General features: G+C 58.8%; 18 protein-coding genes and 2 riboswitches. Of the genes, 5 read left to right on the top strand and 13 right to left on the bottom strand.

Translation table 11 applies throughout. The features are described from left to right. Positions 1-94: 94 nt before the first annotated feature. Both PLU01S_RS11745 and PLU01S_RS11740 read right to left on the bottom strand, forming a co-directional pair. Complete coding sequence (locus PLU01S_RS11745; RefSeq protein WP_010798036.1) at positions 95-772, bottom strand: response regulator transcription factor; 678 nt, start codon at positions 770-772, stop codon at positions 95-97. A 78-nt stretch (positions 773-850) separates the two neighbouring features. Then, positions 851-1435: a septation protein A gene (locus PLU01S_RS11740; RefSeq protein WP_019365064.1), complete on the bottom strand. Its 585-nt coding sequence runs from the start codon at positions 1433-1435 to the stop codon at positions 851-853. Positions 1436-1497: 62 nt separating this feature from the next. On the opposite strand from PLU01S_RS11740, the gene PLU01S_RS11735 reads away from it, so the two are divergent. From PLU01S_RS11735 to PLU01S_RS11725, 3 genes are all read left to right on the top strand, one after another. After that, the gene (locus tag PLU01S_RS11735; protein WP_074825388.1) at positions 1498-2370 is read left to right on the top strand and encodes a PHP domain-containing protein; all 873 of its coding nucleotides are present in this window, start codon (positions 1498-1500) and stop codon (positions 2368-2370) included. Next, positions 2367-2999 carry an L-threonylcarbamoyladenylate synthase gene (locus tag PLU01S_RS11730; RefSeq protein ID WP_010798039.1) on the top strand — a complete coding sequence of 211 codons (633 nt, stop codon included), beginning with the start codon at positions 2367-2369 and terminating at the stop codon, positions 2997-2999. Before PLU01S_RS11735 ends, PLU01S_RS11730 begins: the two co-directional genes overlap by 4 nt. A gap of 119 nt (positions 3000-3118) precedes the next feature. After that, positions 3119-3853, top strand: a complete 735-nt coding sequence (locus PLU01S_RS11725) for a segregation and condensation protein A (protein ID WP_162493724.1) — start codon at positions 3119-3121, stop codon at positions 3851-3853. Here PLU01S_RS11725 and PLU01S_RS11720 read toward each other — a convergent pair whose 3' ends face one another. From PLU01S_RS11720 to PLU01S_RS11670, 11 genes are all read right to left on the bottom strand, one after another. Beyond that, positions 3854-4579, bottom strand: coding sequence for a cobalt-precorrin-6A reductase (locus PLU01S_RS11720; protein WP_074825392.1), 726 nt, complete (start codon positions 4577-4579; stop codon positions 3854-3856). It abuts the gene before it with no gap. After that, positions 4576-5667 (bottom strand): cobalt-precorrin-5B (C(1))-methyltransferase, encoded by a 1092-nt coding sequence (locus PLU01S_RS11715; protein ID WP_074825394.1) that lies wholly within the window; start codon positions 5665-5667, stop codon positions 4576-4578. Before PLU01S_RS11715 ends, PLU01S_RS11720 begins: the two co-directional genes overlap by 4 nt. A gap of 79 nt (positions 5668-5746) precedes the next feature. Beyond that, complete coding sequence (gene cobM / locus PLU01S_RS11710; RefSeq protein ID WP_074825396.1) at positions 5747-6535, bottom strand: precorrin-4 C(11)-methyltransferase; 789 nt, start codon at positions 6533-6535, stop codon at positions 5747-5749. After that, on the bottom strand, positions 6532-7296 hold the full coding sequence (gene cobJ / locus PLU01S_RS11705; RefSeq protein ID WP_074825398.1) for a precorrin-3B C(17)-methyltransferase: 765 nt from the start codon (positions 7294-7296) through the stop codon (positions 6532-6534). The genes cobM and cobJ overlap by 4 nt, the downstream gene beginning before the upstream one ends. Beyond that, positions 7293-8057, bottom strand: coding sequence for a cobalamin biosynthesis protein (locus PLU01S_RS11700; protein ID WP_074825399.1), 765 nt, complete (start codon positions 8055-8057; stop codon positions 7293-7295). The genes cobJ and PLU01S_RS11700 overlap by 4 nt, the downstream gene beginning before the upstream one ends. Beyond that, entirely contained in the window at positions 8051-8749 is a 699-nt protein-coding gene (gene cobI / locus PLU01S_RS11695) for a precorrin-2 C(20)-methyltransferase (protein ID WP_074825401.1), read from the bottom strand. The genes PLU01S_RS11700 and cobI overlap by 7 nt, the downstream gene beginning before the upstream one ends. After that, positions 8746-10008 (bottom strand): bifunctional cobalt-precorrin-7 (C(5))-methyltransferase/cobalt-precorrin-6B (C(15))-methyltransferase, encoded by a 1263-nt coding sequence (locus tag PLU01S_RS11690; RefSeq protein ID WP_074825403.1) that lies wholly within the window; start codon positions 10006-10008, stop codon positions 8746-8748. The genes cobI and PLU01S_RS11690 overlap by 4 nt, the downstream gene beginning before the upstream one ends. Continuing rightward, positions 10005-10646 carry a precorrin-8X methylmutase gene (locus tag PLU01S_RS11685; protein ID WP_074825404.1) on the bottom strand — a complete coding sequence of 214 codons (642 nt, stop codon included), beginning with the start codon at positions 10644-10646 and terminating at the stop codon, positions 10005-10007. The genes PLU01S_RS11690 and PLU01S_RS11685 overlap by 4 nt, the downstream gene beginning before the upstream one ends. A gap of 4 nt (positions 10647-10650) precedes the next feature. Beyond that, positions 10651-11688: a sirohydrochlorin chelatase gene (locus PLU01S_RS11680; RefSeq protein WP_074825406.1), complete on the bottom strand. Its 1038-nt coding sequence runs from the start codon at positions 11686-11688 to the stop codon at positions 10651-10653. Continuing rightward, the gene (locus PLU01S_RS11675) at positions 11688-12374 is read right to left on the bottom strand and encodes a CbtA family protein (RefSeq protein ID WP_074825407.1); all 687 of its coding nucleotides are present in this window, start codon (positions 12372-12374) and stop codon (positions 11688-11690) included. Before PLU01S_RS11675 ends, PLU01S_RS11680 begins: the two co-directional genes overlap by 1 nt. Positions 12375-12383: 9 nt before the next feature. Further along, positions 12384-12569, bottom strand: coding sequence for a CbtB domain-containing protein (locus tag PLU01S_RS11670; RefSeq protein WP_010798051.1), 186 nt, complete (start codon positions 12567-12569; stop codon positions 12384-12386). A gap of 96 nt (positions 12570-12665) precedes the next feature. Further along, a riboswitch (cobalamin riboswitch) is annotated at positions 12666-12881 on the bottom strand. A gap of 58 nt (positions 12882-12939) precedes the next feature. Beyond that, positions 12940-13129, top strand: a riboswitch (cobalamin riboswitch). Positions 13130-13252: 123 nt separating this feature from the next. On the opposite strand from PLU01S_RS11670, the gene cobW reads away from it, so the two are divergent. Together cobW and cobN are read left to right on the top strand one after the other, a co-directional pair. Continuing rightward, complete coding sequence (cobW, locus tag PLU01S_RS11665; RefSeq protein ID WP_074825409.1) at positions 13253-14305, top strand: cobalamin biosynthesis protein CobW; 1053 nt, start codon at positions 13253-13255, stop codon at positions 14303-14305. Positions 14306-14309: 4 nt separating this feature from the next. Beyond that, a complete protein-coding gene (gene cobN, locus PLU01S_RS11660) occupies positions 14310-18059 on the top strand; it encodes a cobaltochelatase subunit CobN (RefSeq protein WP_074825411.1) in 3750 nt (1249 codons plus the stop codon). Positions 18060-18096: the final 37 nt, after the last annotated feature.

Genomic DNA, 18096 nt, shown 5'->3' with positions numbered 1-18096 from the left:
GAGTCCACTTTAGCGGAGGCAAGGTCAGGCGCCGTCAATCAAGGTAAAGCTTGGGTAAATACGCAGTCAGTAAACTGTGTCAGTACCGTGCCGGCTATTCACTGTAGTAATAGCCGCGGCCTCTAATGGCCATGATGCGGGGTCTGCCATCCGCATGGGCACCCAGTTTCTTGCGCAGATTGCTGACATGCATGTCGAGGCTGCGATCGTAAAGCGTAAGCTTACGTCCCAGGGCAATCTGGGCCAGAGCCTGTTTATCCAGAGGGTCACTGGGTTGGCGAAGTAGGGCTTCCAGAATGCGGCTCTCGGTAAGTGTCAGGTTGACCTCGTGCTCGCCGATGTTAGCGACGCCTCGGGCAACGCTCAACGACAGATCGCCCAGCTGTAAACGGGCTGCGGGCTGCGCCGGGTGGCTGCGGCGTAGAACGGCGCGCAGGCGCGCAGTCAGCTCTCGTGGGTCGCAGGGTTTGGCCAGATAGTCATCCGCGCCCAGCTCCAGGCCCAGGATGCGATCCAGGGGTTCGCCACGGCCGGACAGCATCACGACAGGTAGCTCGGGGTAGTCGCTGCGTAGCTGCTTGAGCAGCTCTAGACCACTTCCATCGGGCAGCATGACGTCGAGTACCACTGCAGAAGGGGTGTGGGCAGCCAGTTCCTGGCGTGCAGTCACGCCATCGTGGCTGGCGCGTACTTCGAATCCTTCCTGCTGCAACCAGGCACTTAGCAGATCGCAAAGCTCACGATCGTCATCGATCAGAAGAATTTGGCTCATTACGTTAGGCTCGTCGGGAACCGGAAGCAGGCTGCCGACGTATGACAGGCCGGCAGTTGTATGAAGACTTCAGCGGTTCTAGGATTTCTTGGAGTCGCTGTCATGCAGATGCCTGGACAGGTAAATGCCCTGACCAATCATGAAGAGCAGCGTCATGCCCAGGCTGCCAAACACCTTGAAGTCCACCCAGATGCTCTCGAACGTAAAGGCAACGAACAAATTGGCAAAGCCGCAGACCAAGAAGAAGATGATCCAGGCAATGTTGAGGCGTACCCAGATCGCATGGGGCAGGGTCATGGCATGGCCCAGCATCCGTTCAATCAGCGGTTTGTCACCAATGAAATGACTGCCGATGAAGGCCAAGGCAAACAGCCAGTTGACCACAGGCGCTTTCCATTTCAGGAAAGTTTCGCTGTGGAACGCCAGGGTCATGCCACCAAACACCAGACAGGCCACCAGCGTCAGCCATTGGCCTTTCTCCAGACGTCGCTGCTGGATGAAAAGGATGCCATAGACGATGACTGACGCAATGATCAGAACCGCTGTTGCACTAAAGATGCCGCCCAGTGAGAAGGCATGACCTGCGAACTCGACGGTTCGAGGTTCAAGCTTGAAGACGATGAAGAACAGAAGCAGGGGGATGAAATCGATAAGTTGTTTCATTTAAGCAGCCGGAGCCAAGACATCCGGGCATAATAACAGACGAATCAAGACGAGGAACCAGGATGCGTGTCGATCTGCACTGCCACAGTACGGCTTCCGATGGGACATTGGCCCCGGCCGAGGTGGTTGCACGCGCCTATGAGCGGGGCGTTCGGTTACTGGCCCTGACCGATCATGACACCCTGGAAGGATTTGCCGAGGCGCGACAGACGGCCGATAAGCTGGGATTGACGTTGCTGACAGGCGTTGAACTCTCCTGTACCTGGGGCGGCGCGACCATCCATGTATTGGGCTACGGCTTTGACAGCGACTCTCCAGACTTGAAGCAGGCGCTGGAGGCCCTTTACACGGGGCGTTGGGCGCGGGCCGAAGAAATTGATCGACGTTTGGCTGCCAAAGGCATGCCGGGGGCGCTTGAAGGCGCTCAGGCTATTCAGCAGGCGCTGGGTGATAGCCGTAATGCGCCTTCCCGCCCTCATTTCGCTGAGTTTCTAGTGCAGGCAGGTTATGTGAAGGACAGGGGCGAAGCATTCCGCAAATGGCTGGGCGGAGGCAAGATCGGTGATGTCAAGCAGCACTGGCCGACCCTGGAAGAAACAGTCACAACCCTGCATGCGGCCAAGGCGTGGATCAGTCTGGCTCATCCATTGGCTTATGACTTTACACGGACTAAACGGCGCAAGCTGATCGGTGACTTCATCATGGCCGGCGGGCATGCCCTAGAGGTAGTCAATGGAGTCCAACCGGCCGAACAGGTTGGCATGTTGGCAATTCTGGCGCGTGAGTTCGGTCTGATGGTTAGTGCCGGAAGTGATTTCCATACACCGAGTGACTGGTCTGACCTGGGCATGTACCGTCCGGTCCCTGAAGACCTGCCTCCGCTGTGGGCACGATTCGGCCATGCCATCTACCCAGCCAGTCAGGAGCCAACGTGAGCCAGTACATCGAGATACATCCGCAAAATCCCCAGCCGAGGCTGATCCGTCAAGCCGTGGATATCATTCAAAGCGGCGGCGTGATCGCTTATCCCACCGACTCGTCTTATGCATTGGGCTGTCGGATCGGTGAGAAAAATGCCGTAGAACGCATCCGGCGAATTCGCCAGCTGGACGACAAGCACAACTTCACTCTGGTATGCCGCGATCTTTCCGAGCTTGGTTTGTATGCCAAGGTCGACACGAGCACCTTTCGACTGATCAAGGCGCATACGCCAGGGCCCTATACCTTTATTCTCAACGCCACCCGTGAGGTGCCACGCATTCTGCTGCATCCCAAGCGCCGTACCATTGGTGTGCGAGTGCCCGAACATCCAATTACTCAGGCGCTTCTGGAAGAGCTGGGGGAGCCGCTGATGAGTGTCAGCCTTATCATGCCCGGCGAGAAAGAGTCGCTATCCGACCCTTATGAGATGAGAGACCAGCTGGACCATCTTGTTGACCTGATCATTGATGGCGGAATGGGGGGACTTGAGCCCTCTACGGTGGTCAGCCTGACCGACAGCGAGCCGGAAGTTCTACGTGTTGGCGCTGGTGATCCAGAGCCGTTTGAGCGTGAGCGTGCATGAGCGAGCCAGGCAGTCCTGACGTGAACGAGCCTTCGGCACGCATAGAGGCGGCAGTACCGCTGGTTTACGGGCAGGCTTTTACCGAGCTGCCACAGGACTTGTATATCCCACCAGATGCGCTGGAGGTCTTCCTCGAAGCCTTTGAGGGACCGCTTGACCTGCTGCTTTACCTGATCCGCAAACAGAATATCGATATTCTTGATATTCCAGTGGCTGAGATCACGCGGCAGTACATGGGTTATGTCGAACTCATGAAATCGGTTCGTCTGGAGCTTGCTGCAGAGTATCTGGTCATGGCAGCCATGCTGGCGGAGATCAAGTCGCGCATGTTGCTGCCTCGCTCTTCGGAGGTGGAAGAGGAAGAGGATGACCCTCGAGCTGAATTGATTCGCCGATTGCAGGAGTACGAGCGCTTCAAAAAAGCTGCTGAGGATATAGATACTTTGCCTCGGGTAGGACGTGACATTACCGTACCCACTTTACCGGCACCTGACGCCAAGGCGCGCAAACTCCTGCCGGATGTGGGGCTGAACGAGCTGATGCTGGCCATGAGTGAGGTTATGCGGCGGGCGGATCTCTTCGAGAGCCATCAGGTATCACGGGAAGTCTTATCGACTCGTGAGCGCATGAGCGATGTGCTCGAACGCCTCAAGGGGGGGCAGTTCGTGCCCTTTATTGCCTTGTTTACCGTCGAAGAAGGCCGTTTAGGTGTGGTGGTGACATTCATGGCTATCTTGGAGTTGGTAAAGGAATCGCTGATCGAATTGGTACAGAACGAGCCCTTTGCAGCGATTCATGTACGGGCCCGAGGCGAAGACGCGCCTGTTGCCGATGCAGATATTACCCAGTCCTGACTACCAGCCTAGGCCTAGCGCCGTCATCAGGGAATCGATTGCAGTAAATGTCTGGTCCGCCTGTGGCAATGGGGGGCGAGCACGCATCAGGACAGGAATTTTCAAGTCGCGCGCAGCGATCAGTTTAGCCTCGGTGGCGCTGCTGCCGCTGTTCTTGCATACAATCAACTCGATCCTTTGATCTTTCAACAAGGCGTATTCGTCTTCTATCTGGAATGGCCCTCGTGCGTTCAGGAGCGTAACGTTGGAACGACTCTGCTCCGAAGTGACCAGGCAGCGAACCCACCAATGCTGGTGAGGGGGTATCTCATCGATATGGGTTAGCGGCTCTCGTCCGAGCGCCATCAGGACGCGGGCAAAGGGATAAAGCTGGGCCGTCAGCTCGGGCCAGTGATGCCATTCCCGCCACTCATCACCCGCGCAAGGATGCCAGGCCGGACGATGCAGCACCCAGTATGGGATACCTGTTTGTCTAGCGGCTTTCTGAGCATGTCGGCTGATCTGTTCAGCGTACGGATGGGTCAGATCGAGCAGCAAATCAATTCGTTGTTCATGAATGAAACGAACCAGCCCATCGATACCGCCAAAGCCACCTACGTGGCAGCGGCAGGGTAAGTCATCGGGTATCTGACCCAGGCCAGCCAGGCTATAGATGGCATCAGCGGGAAGCTGGTAGGCAAGGCGCAGACCTTCGCGAGTGCCGCCCAGCAGCAGAATCTTCTTCAAGGCGCGCTTCCCATCAGATTGCCAGCGCGGTCGATGGCAAAAACGTCCAGTGCCGTGGCATCGGGCAGTTTACTGAGCGCCACATTACGGGCGAGTCGGCAGATATGGTCAGCCAGGAGGAAACCGGCCTCATGGGAAAGCTTGAGCGCCTGTTGACTGGTAGTGCAGGAAGCAATAGCCGCTTGCAAGGTGACACCTGCGCCGAGAGCTGCCGCCTGCTCAGCCAGCCAGGGCAGGTCTATGCTGGAGCTACGGCTGTGGAGATCCATGTGTCCGGCTGCCAATTTGCTGATCTTGCCAAAACCACCGCAGAGAGACAGTCGTGGCACCGACACGCGCTTGGTGTGTTTTAAGACTGCGCCGACAAAATCTCCCATCTCGATCAAGGCAATTTCAGGCAGGCCGAAGTGGGTCCGCATGGCCGCCTCGCTGGCATTGCCGGTGCACGCAGCCAGGTGAGACTCCCCGTTGGCGTGGGCAACATCAATAGCCTGCTGAATTGAGGCGATATAGGCTGCGCAGGAAAAGGGACGAACGATGCCGCTGGTACCCAGAATCGACAGCCCTCCCAGGATGCCCAGGCGGGCATTCATGGTCTTTTGCGCCAATACCTCACCGCTTTCAACGCCGATAGTCACTTGGAACCCGCCAGGGTAGCCAGCCTCAAGGGCGAGCCGCTCCAGATGGTGGCGCATCATCTGCCGGGGTACCGGGTTGATCGCGGGTTCACCAACCTCCAGTACCAGACCTGGTCGGGTTACTGTGCCAACACCAGGACCTGCTAGAAAGGTAATACCGGGTTCGGCTGTCAGCTCGACCTGAGCGAAAACCCGTGCGCCATGGGTAACGTCCGGGTCATCTCCAGCATCCTTGATGATCGAGGCGGTGGCACCCGTAGCACTACGCTCGCAATGCTCGATGCGAAGCAGAAGGGTTTTCCCGCCCTTGGGCAGGTCGATGGTCAAGGCATCACAGGTTTCGCCACGCAAGAGCAGGCGTGCCGCTGCCAGGCTTGTGGCCGTGGCGCAGCTGCCTGTTGTAAAGCCGCTGCGCAGCGGACCTTTACGCTCGGGAGATTCCTCGCGCATGGGCGTTGAGTCGTCCTTCAGCCCACCACTGACATGAGTGCGTCAGGTTTGGAGTGGACGAACGGGCAGGTGAACGGTCTCATGCAGGCGGCTCCTCGCTGGCTTTCTTGCGACGCTTGTATGCCGGACGATATACATGAGCCTTGTCCTCCCGGTAAAGAAAGGATTCGGAAAAATCATCTGGTGCCAGCACACGCCCGACAAGAATCAGCGCCGTGCGGTGGAAGCCTTTGGCCCGAACCTTAGCCAGGATGTCTTCCAGCGTACCCATTACCCAGTCCTGATCCGGCCAAGTAGCTCGGTGCACCACAGCCACCGGGCAATCGGCGCCATAGTGCGGGATCAGGTCCTCGACAATCTTGTGCAGTCGGTTGATTCCCAGGTGTATGGCAAGGGTTGCGCCATGCCTAGCAAGGTCCGGCAGTTGCTCACCTTCGGGCATAGCTGTCTTGCCTGCATAGCGCGTGAGAATAATGGTTTGAGAGATATCCGGAAGTGTCAGCTCTGTACCGAGCAAGGCAGCGCACGCAGACGTGGCTGTGACGCCCGGTATCACTTCGAAAGGAATGTCCAGCTCGCGTAAACGGCGAATCTGTTCGCCAATTGCGCCATAGAGTGACGGGTCGCCTGAATGCACGCGTGCTACATCCTGGCCCTTGGCATGGGCAGCTTCGATCAGCGTCATGATTTCCGCCAGATGAAGCTCGGCAGTATTGATGACTTGTTCGGCTGTGTTGCCTTGGAGAACAGCCTCGGGGACCAGAGAGCCTGCATAGAGAATGACCGGGCAGCTGTGAATCAGTCGCTGGCCTTTGATGGTGATCAGCTCAGGGTCGCCAGGACCGGCGCCGATGAAATAAACCGTCATGCATCGGCTCCCAGTTTTTTAGCATAGCCGCGGGGCGTGTATACCCATTGGCCAACTCGGCGGGTTTCGCTGTTGCCCACCAGCACAATAGTCAGCATATCGACCTGAGCTGGGTCCAGTTCGTCTAGTGTAGTGATAGTGATCTGCTCTGTTGCCCGGGTGACGTTGCGACCGATAATGACAGGCGTGTCTGCTGGGCGTTTTTCCAGTAACAGCTCACGGGCACGTGCCAACTGCCAGGTACGCTTTTGGGAGACCGGGTTGTAGAAGGCCACCACAAAATCTCCCAGGCCTGCCGCACGGATGCGTGTCTCGATGGTTTCCCATGGAGTAAGCAAATCCGAGAGCGAGATGGTGCAAAAATCGTGGGCAAGTGGGGCGCCCACACGGCTGGCGCAGGCTTGCAGGGCTGAAATGCCGGGCACTACGGCAATCTCCACCTCGTGCCAGGCGGGCAGCGCCTCGTGCTCCAGTAGCTCGAACACCAGAGTCGCCATGGCATAGATGCCTGCATCTCCGCTGGAAATCAGCGCCACGCTTCGGCCTTCGGCGGCCAGCTCCAGGGAGCGGCGGGCACGGCCGATTTCATCACCCAGCGGGCTATCGTGACGTGCCTTGCCGGCCACGATCTCGCCGAGCAGGTCGACGTAGAGCGGGTAGGCAACCAGGTCTGTAGCGCCTTCCAGCGCGCGGCTGGCAGCGGGGCTCAAGTGCTCCAGCCCACCTGGGCCGGTACCGATGATAACTAAACGTCCAGTCATGAAGGATCCTGATAGGCGCGTGCAAGAGCAAAGGTCGCACGGGTGTTCTTGTGTTTGGGAATGATCAGCTCGGCCGGACCGCCCGTTACCTGCTCGGCCATTGCAAGGGCCGCTGCCTCTGCCACGCCATAGCAGCCCGTTTCGCGAAAAACGATAGCGGAGCGTTGAGTGAGCTGGTTTTCGTACCGGTTGAGCGTGTCGGCCTCGAAAAACCGAATAGGTACATTTAATGTTTCAGCCAATGCCAGCATGCCGACTTCGTCGTGTTTCAATGCGATGCTGGCGAAGCCATTGATGTCGGCTACGGTCAGCGAATGGGCAGCCAGGGTTTCTGTCATCAGTGTATGCAGTACTGATTCCGGGCAGCCTCGCTCGCATCCCAGGCCAGCAATGTAGAGAGGACGGGTGTAGCGCCGGGCACTGGTGATAACGCATTGAGCCTGCAGCTGCTCCGCCCATTCCTGCGCCCAGGCGTTGGCGCCGCCTTCATGGCCGGACAGCAGGGGAATGATGAACCGACCGGCTTCATCCAACACCAGCACCGGCGGGTCGCGGTACTTGTCTTGCAACACCGGCGCCAGGGTGCGTACGGCGATACCGCTGGCACAGATCAATGCCAACCGATGTCCGGCCTGGAAGCGTTGCTGTACGGTTTCGATAAAAGGCTGAGGACGATGCAGCCACTCGGCACTTCGATCCAGTAACTGCAAGCGTTGAGCGAGCGCAGCGCCGGCATCCGTCAGACTGACAATGGTCAGCATGGCTGTGCCCCGATTAGGAACAAGGCAAAGTAGGGGCCTTGTTCTCCATCAGGCATCGCTTCATGGCATCGAATGATCCGCTGTGTGTCACGGCTGGCATATTCGACATAAACGCTATCAGCGTCACGTCCGGTACGTCGCAGCAAGCGCAGGATTTCACCGTACTGGCGGCCGGGTTTCATGATGACGAGCGGTCCGGGCTCATGCAGGGCGCTGGCCAGCCGCTCCGGGCCGGCAGTAGCGGGCAGGATACGCAGGCTTTGTTCGAGTCGCGTCAGCGGGTGACGCGCTGCAGCGGCTGCGGCCATGATCGAACTGATGCCCGGCACGATCTCGCAGGGAAACCGCTCGCCCAGCCGGTCATGTAGATAGATGAAGCTACCAAACAATAGAGGGTCGCCCTCGCATAGAACCGCCACGTCCTGCCCACGCTCAAGCCGATGGGCAATATCGGCGGCAGCTTGGTCATAGACTATGAGCGCCGCATCACGCTGACGCTCGAACGGCATGCGGATGGGCAGCTCCAGCTGATCGATCAGGTGTTCCTGGGCGATAACCCTCGCCTGGGAGGCACCTTGCTGATTGGCAATATAGGCTACTACCGGACACTGCCGGATCAGGCGGGCAGCCTTGAAGGTAAGCAGCTCGGGGTCGCCGGGGCCGACACCGATGCCATAAAGTGTACCAGTCATGGTTTGATTCGCTTGAAAAGAAGTACAGGCAGGTGCGGGCGCATGAGGCGTTGACCGGCGAGACGGTCGCCTCTGGAAACGGCCAACTGGACCCATTCGTCGTCTTGAGTGGGCGCAGTCAGTGCAAAATCATGCAGGGCCATACGCGCATCTTCGGTGACGGCACTGGTAATCAGACGTCCTCCTGACGGGAGTCGAGCCCAGCATGCATTAAGAATCACTGAAAGATCGCGGCCGCCACCGCCTACGAATATGACGGTCGGTTCTGGCAGTTCAACAATATGTTCAGGCGCACGGCCTTCATGGATATGCAGGTTCTTGATAACGCCGAAGCGGTCACGGTTCGTAGCAAGATGGGTGAGTCGCTCGGCGTGATACTCCAGGGCATGAACCTGCCCATAGGGGTTCCATCGGGCCCATTCCACCGCTACGCCACCACACCCTGCACCAATATCCCAGCCGATATCACCTGCACGGGGCTCAAGCAGCGAAAGAGCACACAGCCGTACCTCGCGCTTGGTCAGCAGACCTCTGCCTGCCTCGTCACCGTCTGTGCTGAACGCGGCGTCGGCGATGCCCGGGAATTCAGGCAGTACGCCACCTGCACCTTGAGTCCTGAAGATCACGACGTTCAAGGGAGAAAAGACTTCAGTCGACTCACTGAGAAGGCTGGCCGTATGAGTGGACACACGTTCCTCATAGGTACCCAGGTTTTCTGCTACCCAAACGGTGGAATCACCAAAGCCTCCGGCAACCAGCTCGTCTGCGATCGCGGCAGGATGGCTGTGGGCATCGGTGAGCGTTGCAAACCAGCGGTTGACCTTCAGGGCGGCGCGCAGACTGGAAAGGGGACGACCATGCAGGCTGACCACTTCAGCCTCTTGCCAGGGTTGGCCGATCCGGGCAAAGGCGGCCTGGATACTGGACACTGCCGGATAAAAGCGAAGCTTTTCAGCGGTGAGGTGCTTGCGCAGATGTCCGCCAAGGCCATAAAAAAGCGGGTCGCCAGAGGCAAGCAGGACGATGCGCTGACCGGAATGTTCTGCCAGAAGCGACCAGAGCGCTGAAAACGGGCTTGGAAAATAGGCTCGGCGAGGAACATCGAGGCCTTGCTGCTCGAGCGCTTCGAAATGACGCGGTGCACCAATGACCAGCTCAGCCGAGCCCAGTGCCTGCCGCGCTTCGGCCGAAAGGGCTTCGCCTGAGAGCCCAAGGCCGATGACTTCCAGCGTAGGGCCATTCCAGGTTCGTTCGCTCACCAGCGTATCCCTTGCTGCACACGTGCCAGTGCATTGAGCGTAGCGGCGGCCAACGCGCTGCCGCCCCGTCGGCCACTGAGCGCTATCCACTCTACGCCGAGTGCTTGCCCATGAGCCATGAGCGCATCCTTGGATTCTGCTGCACCAATGAAGCCAACCGGCATCCCGATGACAAGGGCGGGCCTGGGGCCACCCGTTTCCAAGTGCTCAAGCAGTCTGAACAGGGCTGTCGGGGCGTTGCCAATGACTACAATGCTGCCGGGCAGATAGGGCTCCCACAGCGACAGCGCCGCCATGCTGCGCGTTTCACCCGTTGCTTTTGCCAGCGCCGGGATACGCTCGTCATTCAGAAAGCATAAGGGACGTTCACCGAACAGGCGTCGGGTCAGGCCGTGCCTGACCATTTCGACATCACAGAGGATAGAGGCCTGCGCCTCCACGGCGGCAAGACCGGCTTCCATGGCATGTCGGCTGAAGTGCAGCGCTTCCACAATCTCCGGTTCGCCACAGGTGTGCACCAGGCGCATGGCAATCTGCGCCTGGTCAGGGTCGAAGCGGCTGAGGTCGGTCAATGTCCTGATCTGTTCAAAGGACTGACGCTCGATGGCCTCCGGGTCGCGCTGATAATCGAAGGGCATGCAATCAATCCGCCGGGGTCAGTTTCTGAACAGCTTTGAGCGGCGCTGCCTGGGCAGGTGACAGAGCATGATCGTGACTATGGCCATGGTCATGATTGTGGTGGTGATGACCATGATGGTGATGATGGTGATGATGGTGGTGGTCATGATCGGCATCGGTGCCAATACCGCGCACATGGTGGTGGTGTCCGAACTGGGGAGCACCGACACGGTCTTCGAAGCCGATGATCTGCTCGCGGTAATGGCAAAGCTGGCAGTTCATGTTGCCAGTGCCTTCCTCGGTTTCATGGAGTTTGTCCACCAACGCCTCGATGACCAAGGGATGGTCGTTGAGATAACCGGCCTTGACAACCCGTACCTCAGGATGCGCCTCGGCATAGGCATCTACATCTGCATAGATGCGATCGATCAGGCGTCCTGTGAAAAGGAAGTAGGGGAATACGATGACATTGCGGTAGCCCAGGCGATGCACGACAGGCAGCGCGTCGGCTACCAGCGGCTTGGTTACGCCTGAATAGCAGGTCTCGGCCCAAGCGAAGCCCATGCCTTCCCACAGGAAGCGCGTGATCTTGGTGATGTTGGAGTTGGCGTCAGCATCGGACGCGCCTCGCCCGACAACGACCAGGAGGGTTTCATCGCGACGGTAACCATCGCCAAACTGCGCTTCGGCCGCCTCGATACGATCGCGTGCAGCGCGCATCATCTTGGCGTTGACGCCCAGTTCCACTCCGTAGGTGATCTTGACTTCCGGGTTCGCGGCCATGAACTCGTTGAGTTCGCTGGGAATGTCGTTCTTGGCATGGCCGGCGGCCATCAGCATGCCAGGAATGGCGGTAATGTTGCGAGCACCTTCTGCGATCAGCTTGTTAAGGCCTTCAGCAATGGTCGGGCGGGCGAATTCGAGAAAGCCTGTAGTGCACAGACGATCTGGAAAGCGGCTCTTGAGGTGTTCGGCGAGGCGGAAGAACTCTTCGACGCCCGGCCTGCTGCGAGTGCCATGCCCCACGACGAGAATGGCGGGTGCGCTGTTACTTAAAGTCATCAGGTGTTCTCAGCTGTATCACGGGTGTAGAACCAGGCGCTCAGCCAGCCCAGCACAATCCAGAAAACGGCATTGGAAACAAGTGCTGCCAACTGAAAATGTTGCTGCAGGGATTCAGGGGCTAGGCTTGCCTGTTCGGCAGGTTGTGGTGCGCCAATTATATGGGGCAGCGCCAAAAGGGCCAATGCGGCCAGACGCAACACCCTATGGCGGGTGAGAAATAGCAAGGCTAGAGCGCAGGCTGTGGCAGCCGCGGTGCCGATCCACCAGCCTTGCCGTGCGGTCAGTTCAGCCGCTGCAGTGCCGGGCAGTTCCGGTGGCAGCCCCAGGGAGGGCGCAAGACAAAAGGTCAGATAGCCGGTAGCGCCCCAAAGCAAGCCATGCCAGGCGTGGCATGGGGCTCGTAGCGTAAACAGGCCTGCCAATATCAGGCTGAATCCAACCGCAACGACCAGGTTGCCGCCGAGTGTCGAAAGCGTTCGTTGCCAGCCGTCCTCAGGCGCCCAGGCCTCGTCGTCATGGTGGTGAGCAGGCGTGTCAGCGGCATGCGCGTGCGCTTCACCCGCTACCTCATAGGTTTCGGCTTCCAGGATCAGCGGCGTGATCCAAAGATTCTGCAGTACGCTCAGGAGCAGTGCCGCCAGTAGTCCGGCAAAGCCGGCTGTAAAGGCAATCCGTTTGTACATGTCGCAGCCTCAATGGCAGGGGAAGCCTTCACTATGACGGGTGTCATGAGCGCCATTATGAATGGCGTCGATGTGTGAGAAGCCGGCTAGAAAGACCAGGCCTGCTCCCAATACGCACGCCAGGGCGGCGGCAGTCAGGCGTTGAGTCAGGGTGCCGGATGCCGTAGGCACATGAGACAGGGATTGGCTATTCATGGATTCCCTCCTAGGAGTGTGGCGAGGATGAGGGAACGCACGAAGGCGCGGTCGCTTGCGCGCCACGCCATTCAGCTGCGCCCGCCCACCGCGGGTTGCTCAATCGTCAATCAGGCCGGTCTCCGGACTTGTGAAGGGGGTGGAGCAAGGGGCTCCAACGCCTGCAAGATCGGCCTTCCCATGCTCTACAGCCGAGCACAGTGGATATCGATCTACACTCACGTACCGTTGCGGGGGCAGTGCCGGACTTGAACCGGCTTCCCGTTTCACCGCCACGAACCGCGTAGCGACACCTGAAATCAGGCGCAAGCAGACCACGAACACGGGCGAAGCGTCAACTTCATCGATTGACACTCCAGAGTGTCGCTCGTAGCCTTTGCGCCTTCAGGGTGCTTTGGCACATGACCAAAGCTAAGAGGGAATGCGGTGCGAGACCGCAGCTGCCCCCGCAACTGTAAACGGTTGTTTAATCGATGCTTTTCAGGAAGCCACTGCTCTTGGGCGGGAAGGCGAGAAGCGTTGCCGTGAGCCAGGAGACCTGCCTTGAACACATTTCAGAATGCGGCTGCACGTGTGAGCCGTATTCTTTCCGACAACCGGGCGGGGTGATCCGGTGTGGCGTCTGGACTGCGTATGAGCGCGTCTTCGTCATGCCTGCCTGTCCCTTTTTCATAAGGCAGCTCATGAAAACCTTGGCCAAGATTCCTGTCACAATCATTACCGGCTTTCTCGGCGCCGGCAAAACCACATTGCTGCGCCATATTCTGGAAAATGCCCAAGGGCGGCGCATCGCTGTCATTGTGAATGAATTCGGTGAGCTGGGTATCGACGGTGAAATCCTGAAGCAGTGCAGCATCGGATGTACCGAAGAAGAAGCCGCAGGCCGGGTATTCGAGCTGGCTAACGGCTGTCTGTGCTGTACCGTGCAGGAAGAGTTCTTTCCGGTGATGCGCGACCTGGTGGCCCGACGTGCCGATATCGACCACATCCTGATCGAGACGTCTGGCCTGGCGCTGCCCAAGCCACTCGTGCAAGCCTTCCAGTGGCCAGAAATCCGTAATGCGTGCACCGTGGATGCCGTTGTCACCGTGGTGGATAGCCCGGCGGTTGCCCTGGGTACGTTTGCGGCCTATCCCGAAAAAGTCGATGCCCAGCGTCAGCTGGACCCCAACCTGGATCACGAGTCCCCACTGCATGAGCTGTTCGAGGATCAACTGGCAAGCGCCGATCTGGTCATCCTGAACAAGGTCGACCAGATGCCGCAAATGGCCCTGGCGGCCGTGCGTAGCCAGATCGAGAGCGAATTGCCAGCGTCCGTGAAAATCATCGAAGCGAGCAATGGGCAGCTGCCGTTGTCTGTCCTGCTGGGGCTGAATGCCGAGGCCGAGCTGCATATCGACGCGCGAAAGACGCATCACGGCCATGAGCCTCATGAGGAGCATGATCATGACGAATTCGACTCGTTTGCGGTCGATCTGCCAGAGGTAGAGGAGAGTGTCTTGCTGGACGCATTGACCGGGCTGGTGCAGCGCCACGGCATCCTGCGTATCAAGGGCTTCGTCGCCATCAAGGGCAAGCCGATGCGCCTGCTGGTGCAAGGGGTAGGTACCCGCTTCGACAAGCACTTCGATCGTGCCTGGAAGGCGGATGAGGTTCGGCAGACACGTCTGGTCGTGATTGGCCAGGATCTGGATCAGGCTGCCATCAGCGCTGAACTCCGCAGCGTACTGGCTTAATACGATGCATCTCCTCAGGACTCAGCCCGGCGGCTTTACTCCCGACGACGGAATCGCTCATCTTGCACAGACCCCGGGTGACCTGGTGATCCTGTGCAGTGCCGATTCTCATCTAGCGTTGCTGGCCGAAGCGACGCGTGGGCTGCCTGAGGACTTTCCAAGCCTGCGCTTGGCCAACCCCATGCAGCTGATGAATCATGCCTCGGTCGATCTGTATGTCGATGAGGTGCTTCAGCATGCCAAAGTCATCATTGTCTCGTTGCTGGGCGGGGCGGCGTATTGGCGCTACGGTGTAGATCAGTTGGCCCAGCTGGCCGCACAAGGTGCCAGACTGATTCTTGTACCCGGAGATGACAAACCCGATCCTGAGCTAATGGCGTTGGGTAACTCTTCCGTTGAGGATGCCGAGCGGATCTGGCAGTACCTGCGACAGGGCGGCATGGATAATGCCCGCATGCTGTATCGCTTCATCGGCCAGCGATGGTTTGGACATGAGGCGGTGTGGGTCGAGCCTCAGCCGCTACCGCGTGTTGTGGTGTATGCGCCAGAGCGTGATAAAGATAAGGCGCTGGGCTCGTGGCAGCAGCGTTGGCAGGAGGATGGGCCGGTAGCAGCCCTATTGTTCTACCGCAGTCATCTACAAGCGGCCAATACAGGGTTCATCGATACGTTCTGCGAAGCATTGATAGCTCAAGGGATTAATCCGTTACCCGTTGCCGTAGCCAGTCTCAAGGAGCCGGAGTGCCTTGCTGAGGTCGAGGCACTGCTGGAGGCGACAGAGACCGAGCTGATCATCAATACGACAGGCTTTGCCCAGTCCAATCCGGATTCTCCTCATCTTCGCCCGTTCCGTCGCAATGTGCCGGTATTACAGGCTATTTGTGCCCAGGATAACGAGTCGGGATGGCGGGAAAACGCCCAAGGGCTTGGTCCACGCGACTTGGCGATGCACATTGCCTTACCGGAACTGGATGGGCGGATCATCACGCGCCCCGTCAGTTTTAAAGGTCTGGCCTGGCGAGATGAGCGCAGCCAGAGCGATGTAGTCTGTTACCAGCCGGTCCGCGAGCGAATGACATTTGTAGCAGCACTGGCTCGGAGCTGGATCATGTTGGCTCGATTGCCAAATAGTGAAAAGCGTACCGCCTTGATCCTGGCCAATTACCCGACCCGGGACGGCCGGATTGGTAATGGTGTAGGGCTGGATACGCCTGCCGCTGCACTCAATATTCTCAAAGCGCTGGAGACCGAAGGGTATCCGGTCGAAGGCCTGCCCGAGAGTGGAACGGCCCTGGTCCATTCTCTACTGGGCGGCGTGACGAATGATCTGGGAAGCCTGGATCTACGGCCATGCCATCAAAGCCTGGGGATGGAGGACTACCTGCGCTTTTTCGCCGAATTGCCGCAGGTGAACCAGGACGCGGTGCGGGAACGCTGGGGCGATCCCGAGCAGGACCCCATGTTTCGCTGCGGCCGCATGATGGTTGCCGGGCTGCGGTTCGGACTGACGTTTGTAGGTATTCAGCCGGCGCGGGGCTATCATCTTGATCCCAGTGCGGTTTACCACGATCCGGACCTTGTGCCGCCGCATGGGTATCTGGCGTTCTATTTTTGGCTGAGGCACGTCTATCGCGCCCATGCGCTGGTGCATGTCGGCAAGCATGGCAACCTTGAGTGGCTTCCAGGGAAGGGTGTTGGTCTGTCTGAAACCTGTTGGCCAGATGCCGTGCTTGGCCCAACGCCCAACATTTATCCTTTCATTGTCAATGATCCGGGCGAAGGGGCGCAGGCCAAGCGTCGTACCCAGGCGGTTATCATCGATCATCTGATGCCTCCGCTGACGCGCGCCGAGAGCTATGGGCCTTTGCGCGATCTTGAGCGGCTTGCCGATGAGTTCTATGAAGCGCAACTGCTGGATCCGCGTCGCGCCCGCGAGCTGCAAGGCGATATCGCACAGCTGTTACGCCGCTCCAGTCTGGACCAGGAGCTGAAACTCTCGGATACCGAAGCACCCGAAGACTGGTTACCCAAGGTAGACGCCTACCTGTGCGAGCTGAAGGAATCGCAAATCCGCGACGGGCTCCATATCTTTGGTGAGTCTCCGCAGGAGCGCCTGCGGCTTGATACCCTGCTGGCGTTGGTTCGTATTCCCCGCGGTAACGGGCAGGGCGGTAATGCCAGTCTGCTTCAGGCATTGGCTAAAGACCTGAGCCTGAATATTGATCCCCTTGATGCTGCGTTGGGAGAGCCCTGGCTTGGGCCGCACCCTGAAGCGTTACGGGCAGTCAGTACGGAGCCTTGGCGCATCGCCGGTGACACGCGTGAGCGCCTGGAATTACTGGCCGGTCGACTGATTGAGCAGGCACTGGGCGGTGAGTTGAATGAGGCGCAGTGGCCCTATGCGGGGCTGGTGCTGGCCCAGCTCAAAAGCCATATAGCACCGCTTCTTGACGCCTGCGGTCCGGCGGAAATCGCAGGAATCATCAGTGCATTGGCAGGACGGTTCGTCCCGGCAGGCGCCAGCGGAGCACCTAGTCGAGGCCGTCTGGATGTGTTGCCTACGGGCCGCAATTTCTATTCGGTAGACGTCCGCAACCTGCCAACCCAAACGGCATGGCGAATCGGTTGGCAATCAGCCAACCTCTTGCTGGAGCGTCATTTGCAGGATCATGGCGATTACCTGCGGCAATTGGGGCTGTCCGTTTGGGGAACCGCTACCATGCGAACAGGTGGCGACGATATCGCCCAGGCCATGGCACTGTTGGGCGTGCGCCCCGTCTGGCAGGCGGGTAGCCAGCGTGTCAGTGATTTCGAGATCCTGCCTTTGACAATCCTGGACCGGCCGCGTGTAGACGTCACGTTGCGGGTTTCGGGTTTTTTCCGTGATGCCTTCGCCAACCTGATTCGGCTATTTGATGCTGCGGTGCAGGCGGTGGCCGCGCTGGACGAGCCGGACGATATGAATCCATTGGCCGCCCGGGTCCGTGAGGAGCAGCGTGTCCTCGAAGCGAAGGGGCTGGCGACTGACGAGGCGCGGCGCCAGGCTGGCTGGCGGGTATTTGGTTCCAAGCCCGGCGCCTATGGGGCGGGTCTGCAAGGCCCGATCGATGAGCGTCAGTGGCAATCTCGCGACGATCTGGCGGAGGTGTACCTCAATTGGGGCGGCTACGCCTATGGCGCAGATGACCCAGGCACGCCTGCACGGGAGCGCTTCGTCGAGCGGCTCGGCCATTTACAGGCTGTCTTGCACAACCAGGATAACCGTGAGCACGATCTGCTGGATTCGGACGACTACTATCAATTCCAGGGTGGCATGCTGGCCGCCGCAGAGACATTGCAGGGCGAGGCAGTAGCGTCTTATCACGGCGACCACAGTCAGCCGGAGTCGCCTCGTATCCGTACACTCAAGGAAGAGCTTAACCGAGTCATTCGTTCCCGGGCTGCTAATCCCAAATGGATCGATGGCGTGAAGCGGCATGGATACAAAGGTGCTTTTGAGCTTGCAGCCACGGTGGACTATCTGTTTGCCTTCGACGCCACGACAGCGTTGATCGATGACCACCAGTATGCGCTGTTGGCCGATGCCTATGTGCTCGATCCGGCCACCCGCGAATTCATCCAGCAACACAATCCTGATGCCTTACGAGAAATGACCGAGCGATTGCTGGAGGCCCAACAACGCGGGCTCTGGCAGGAGCCGGGGCATTATCGGGAAGCGCTGGAAAACATTCTGATGGACAGCGAGGAAAGCTAAGTAGATGTTTCCTCATAATACCAGCCCATTAATGAGC

Origin of the sequence: Pseudomonas luteola NBRC 103146 (genome assembly GCF_002091675.1) — a bacterium.
Taxonomy (GTDB): domain Bacteria; phylum Pseudomonadota; class Gammaproteobacteria; order Pseudomonadales; family Pseudomonadaceae; genus Chryseomonas; species Chryseomonas luteola.
Note: the sequence above shows the minus strand (reverse complement) of the source record. Positions and strands in the feature narration are given on the sequence as shown.

Bases quoted from the DNA above. Each gene is read 5' to 3' on its own strand.
- cobJ (WP_074825398.1), bottom strand. From the start codon at position 7,296: ATGACTGGACGTTTAGTTATCATCGGTACCGGCCCAGGTGGGCTGGAG.
- cobI (WP_074825401.1), bottom strand. From the start codon at position 8,749: ATGACTGGTACACTTTATGGCATCGGTGTCGGCCCCGGCGACCCCGAG.
- PLU01S_RS11735 (WP_074825388.1), top strand. From the start codon at position 1,498: ATGCGTGTCGATCTGCACTGCCACAGTACGGCTTCCGATGGGACATTG.
- PLU01S_RS11680 (WP_074825406.1), bottom strand. From the start codon at position 11,688: ATGACTTTAAGTAACAGCGCACCCGCCATTCTCGTCGTGGGGCATGGC.
- PLU01S_RS11700 (WP_074825399.1), bottom strand. From the start codon at position 8,057: ATGCTGACCATTGTCAGTCTGACGGATGCCGGCGCTGCGCTCGCTCAA.
- cobN (WP_074825411.1), top strand. From the start codon at position 14,310: ATGCATCTCCTCAGGACTCAGCCCGGCGGCTTTACTCCCGACGACGGA.
- cobW (WP_074825409.1), top strand. From the start codon at position 13,253: ATGAAAACCTTGGCCAAGATTCCTGTCACAATCATTACCGGCTTTCTC.
- PLU01S_RS11715 (WP_074825394.1), bottom strand. From the start codon at position 5,667: ATGCGCGAGGAATCTCCCGAGCGTAAAGGTCCGCTGCGCAGCGGCTTT.
- PLU01S_RS11745 (WP_010798036.1), bottom strand. From the start codon at position 772: ATGAGCCAAATTCTTCTGATCGATGACGATCGTGAGCTTTGCGATCTG.
- PLU01S_RS11685 (WP_074825404.1), bottom strand. From the start codon at position 10,646: ATGCCCTTCGATTATCAGCGCGACCCGGAGGCCATCGAGCGTCAGTCC.
- cobM (WP_074825396.1), bottom strand. From the start codon at position 6,535: ATGACGGTTTATTTCATCGGCGCCGGTCCTGGCGACCCTGAGCTGATC.
- PLU01S_RS11740 (WP_019365064.1), bottom strand. From the start codon at position 1,435: ATGAAACAACTTATCGATTTCATCCCCCTGCTTCTGTTCTTCATCGTC.
- PLU01S_RS11670 (WP_010798051.1), bottom strand. From the start codon at position 12,569: ATGAATAGCCAATCCCTGTCTCATGTGCCTACGGCATCCGGCACCCTG.
- PLU01S_RS11675 (WP_074825407.1), bottom strand. From the start codon at position 12,374: ATGTACAAACGGATTGCCTTTACAGCCGGCTTTGCCGGACTACTGGCG.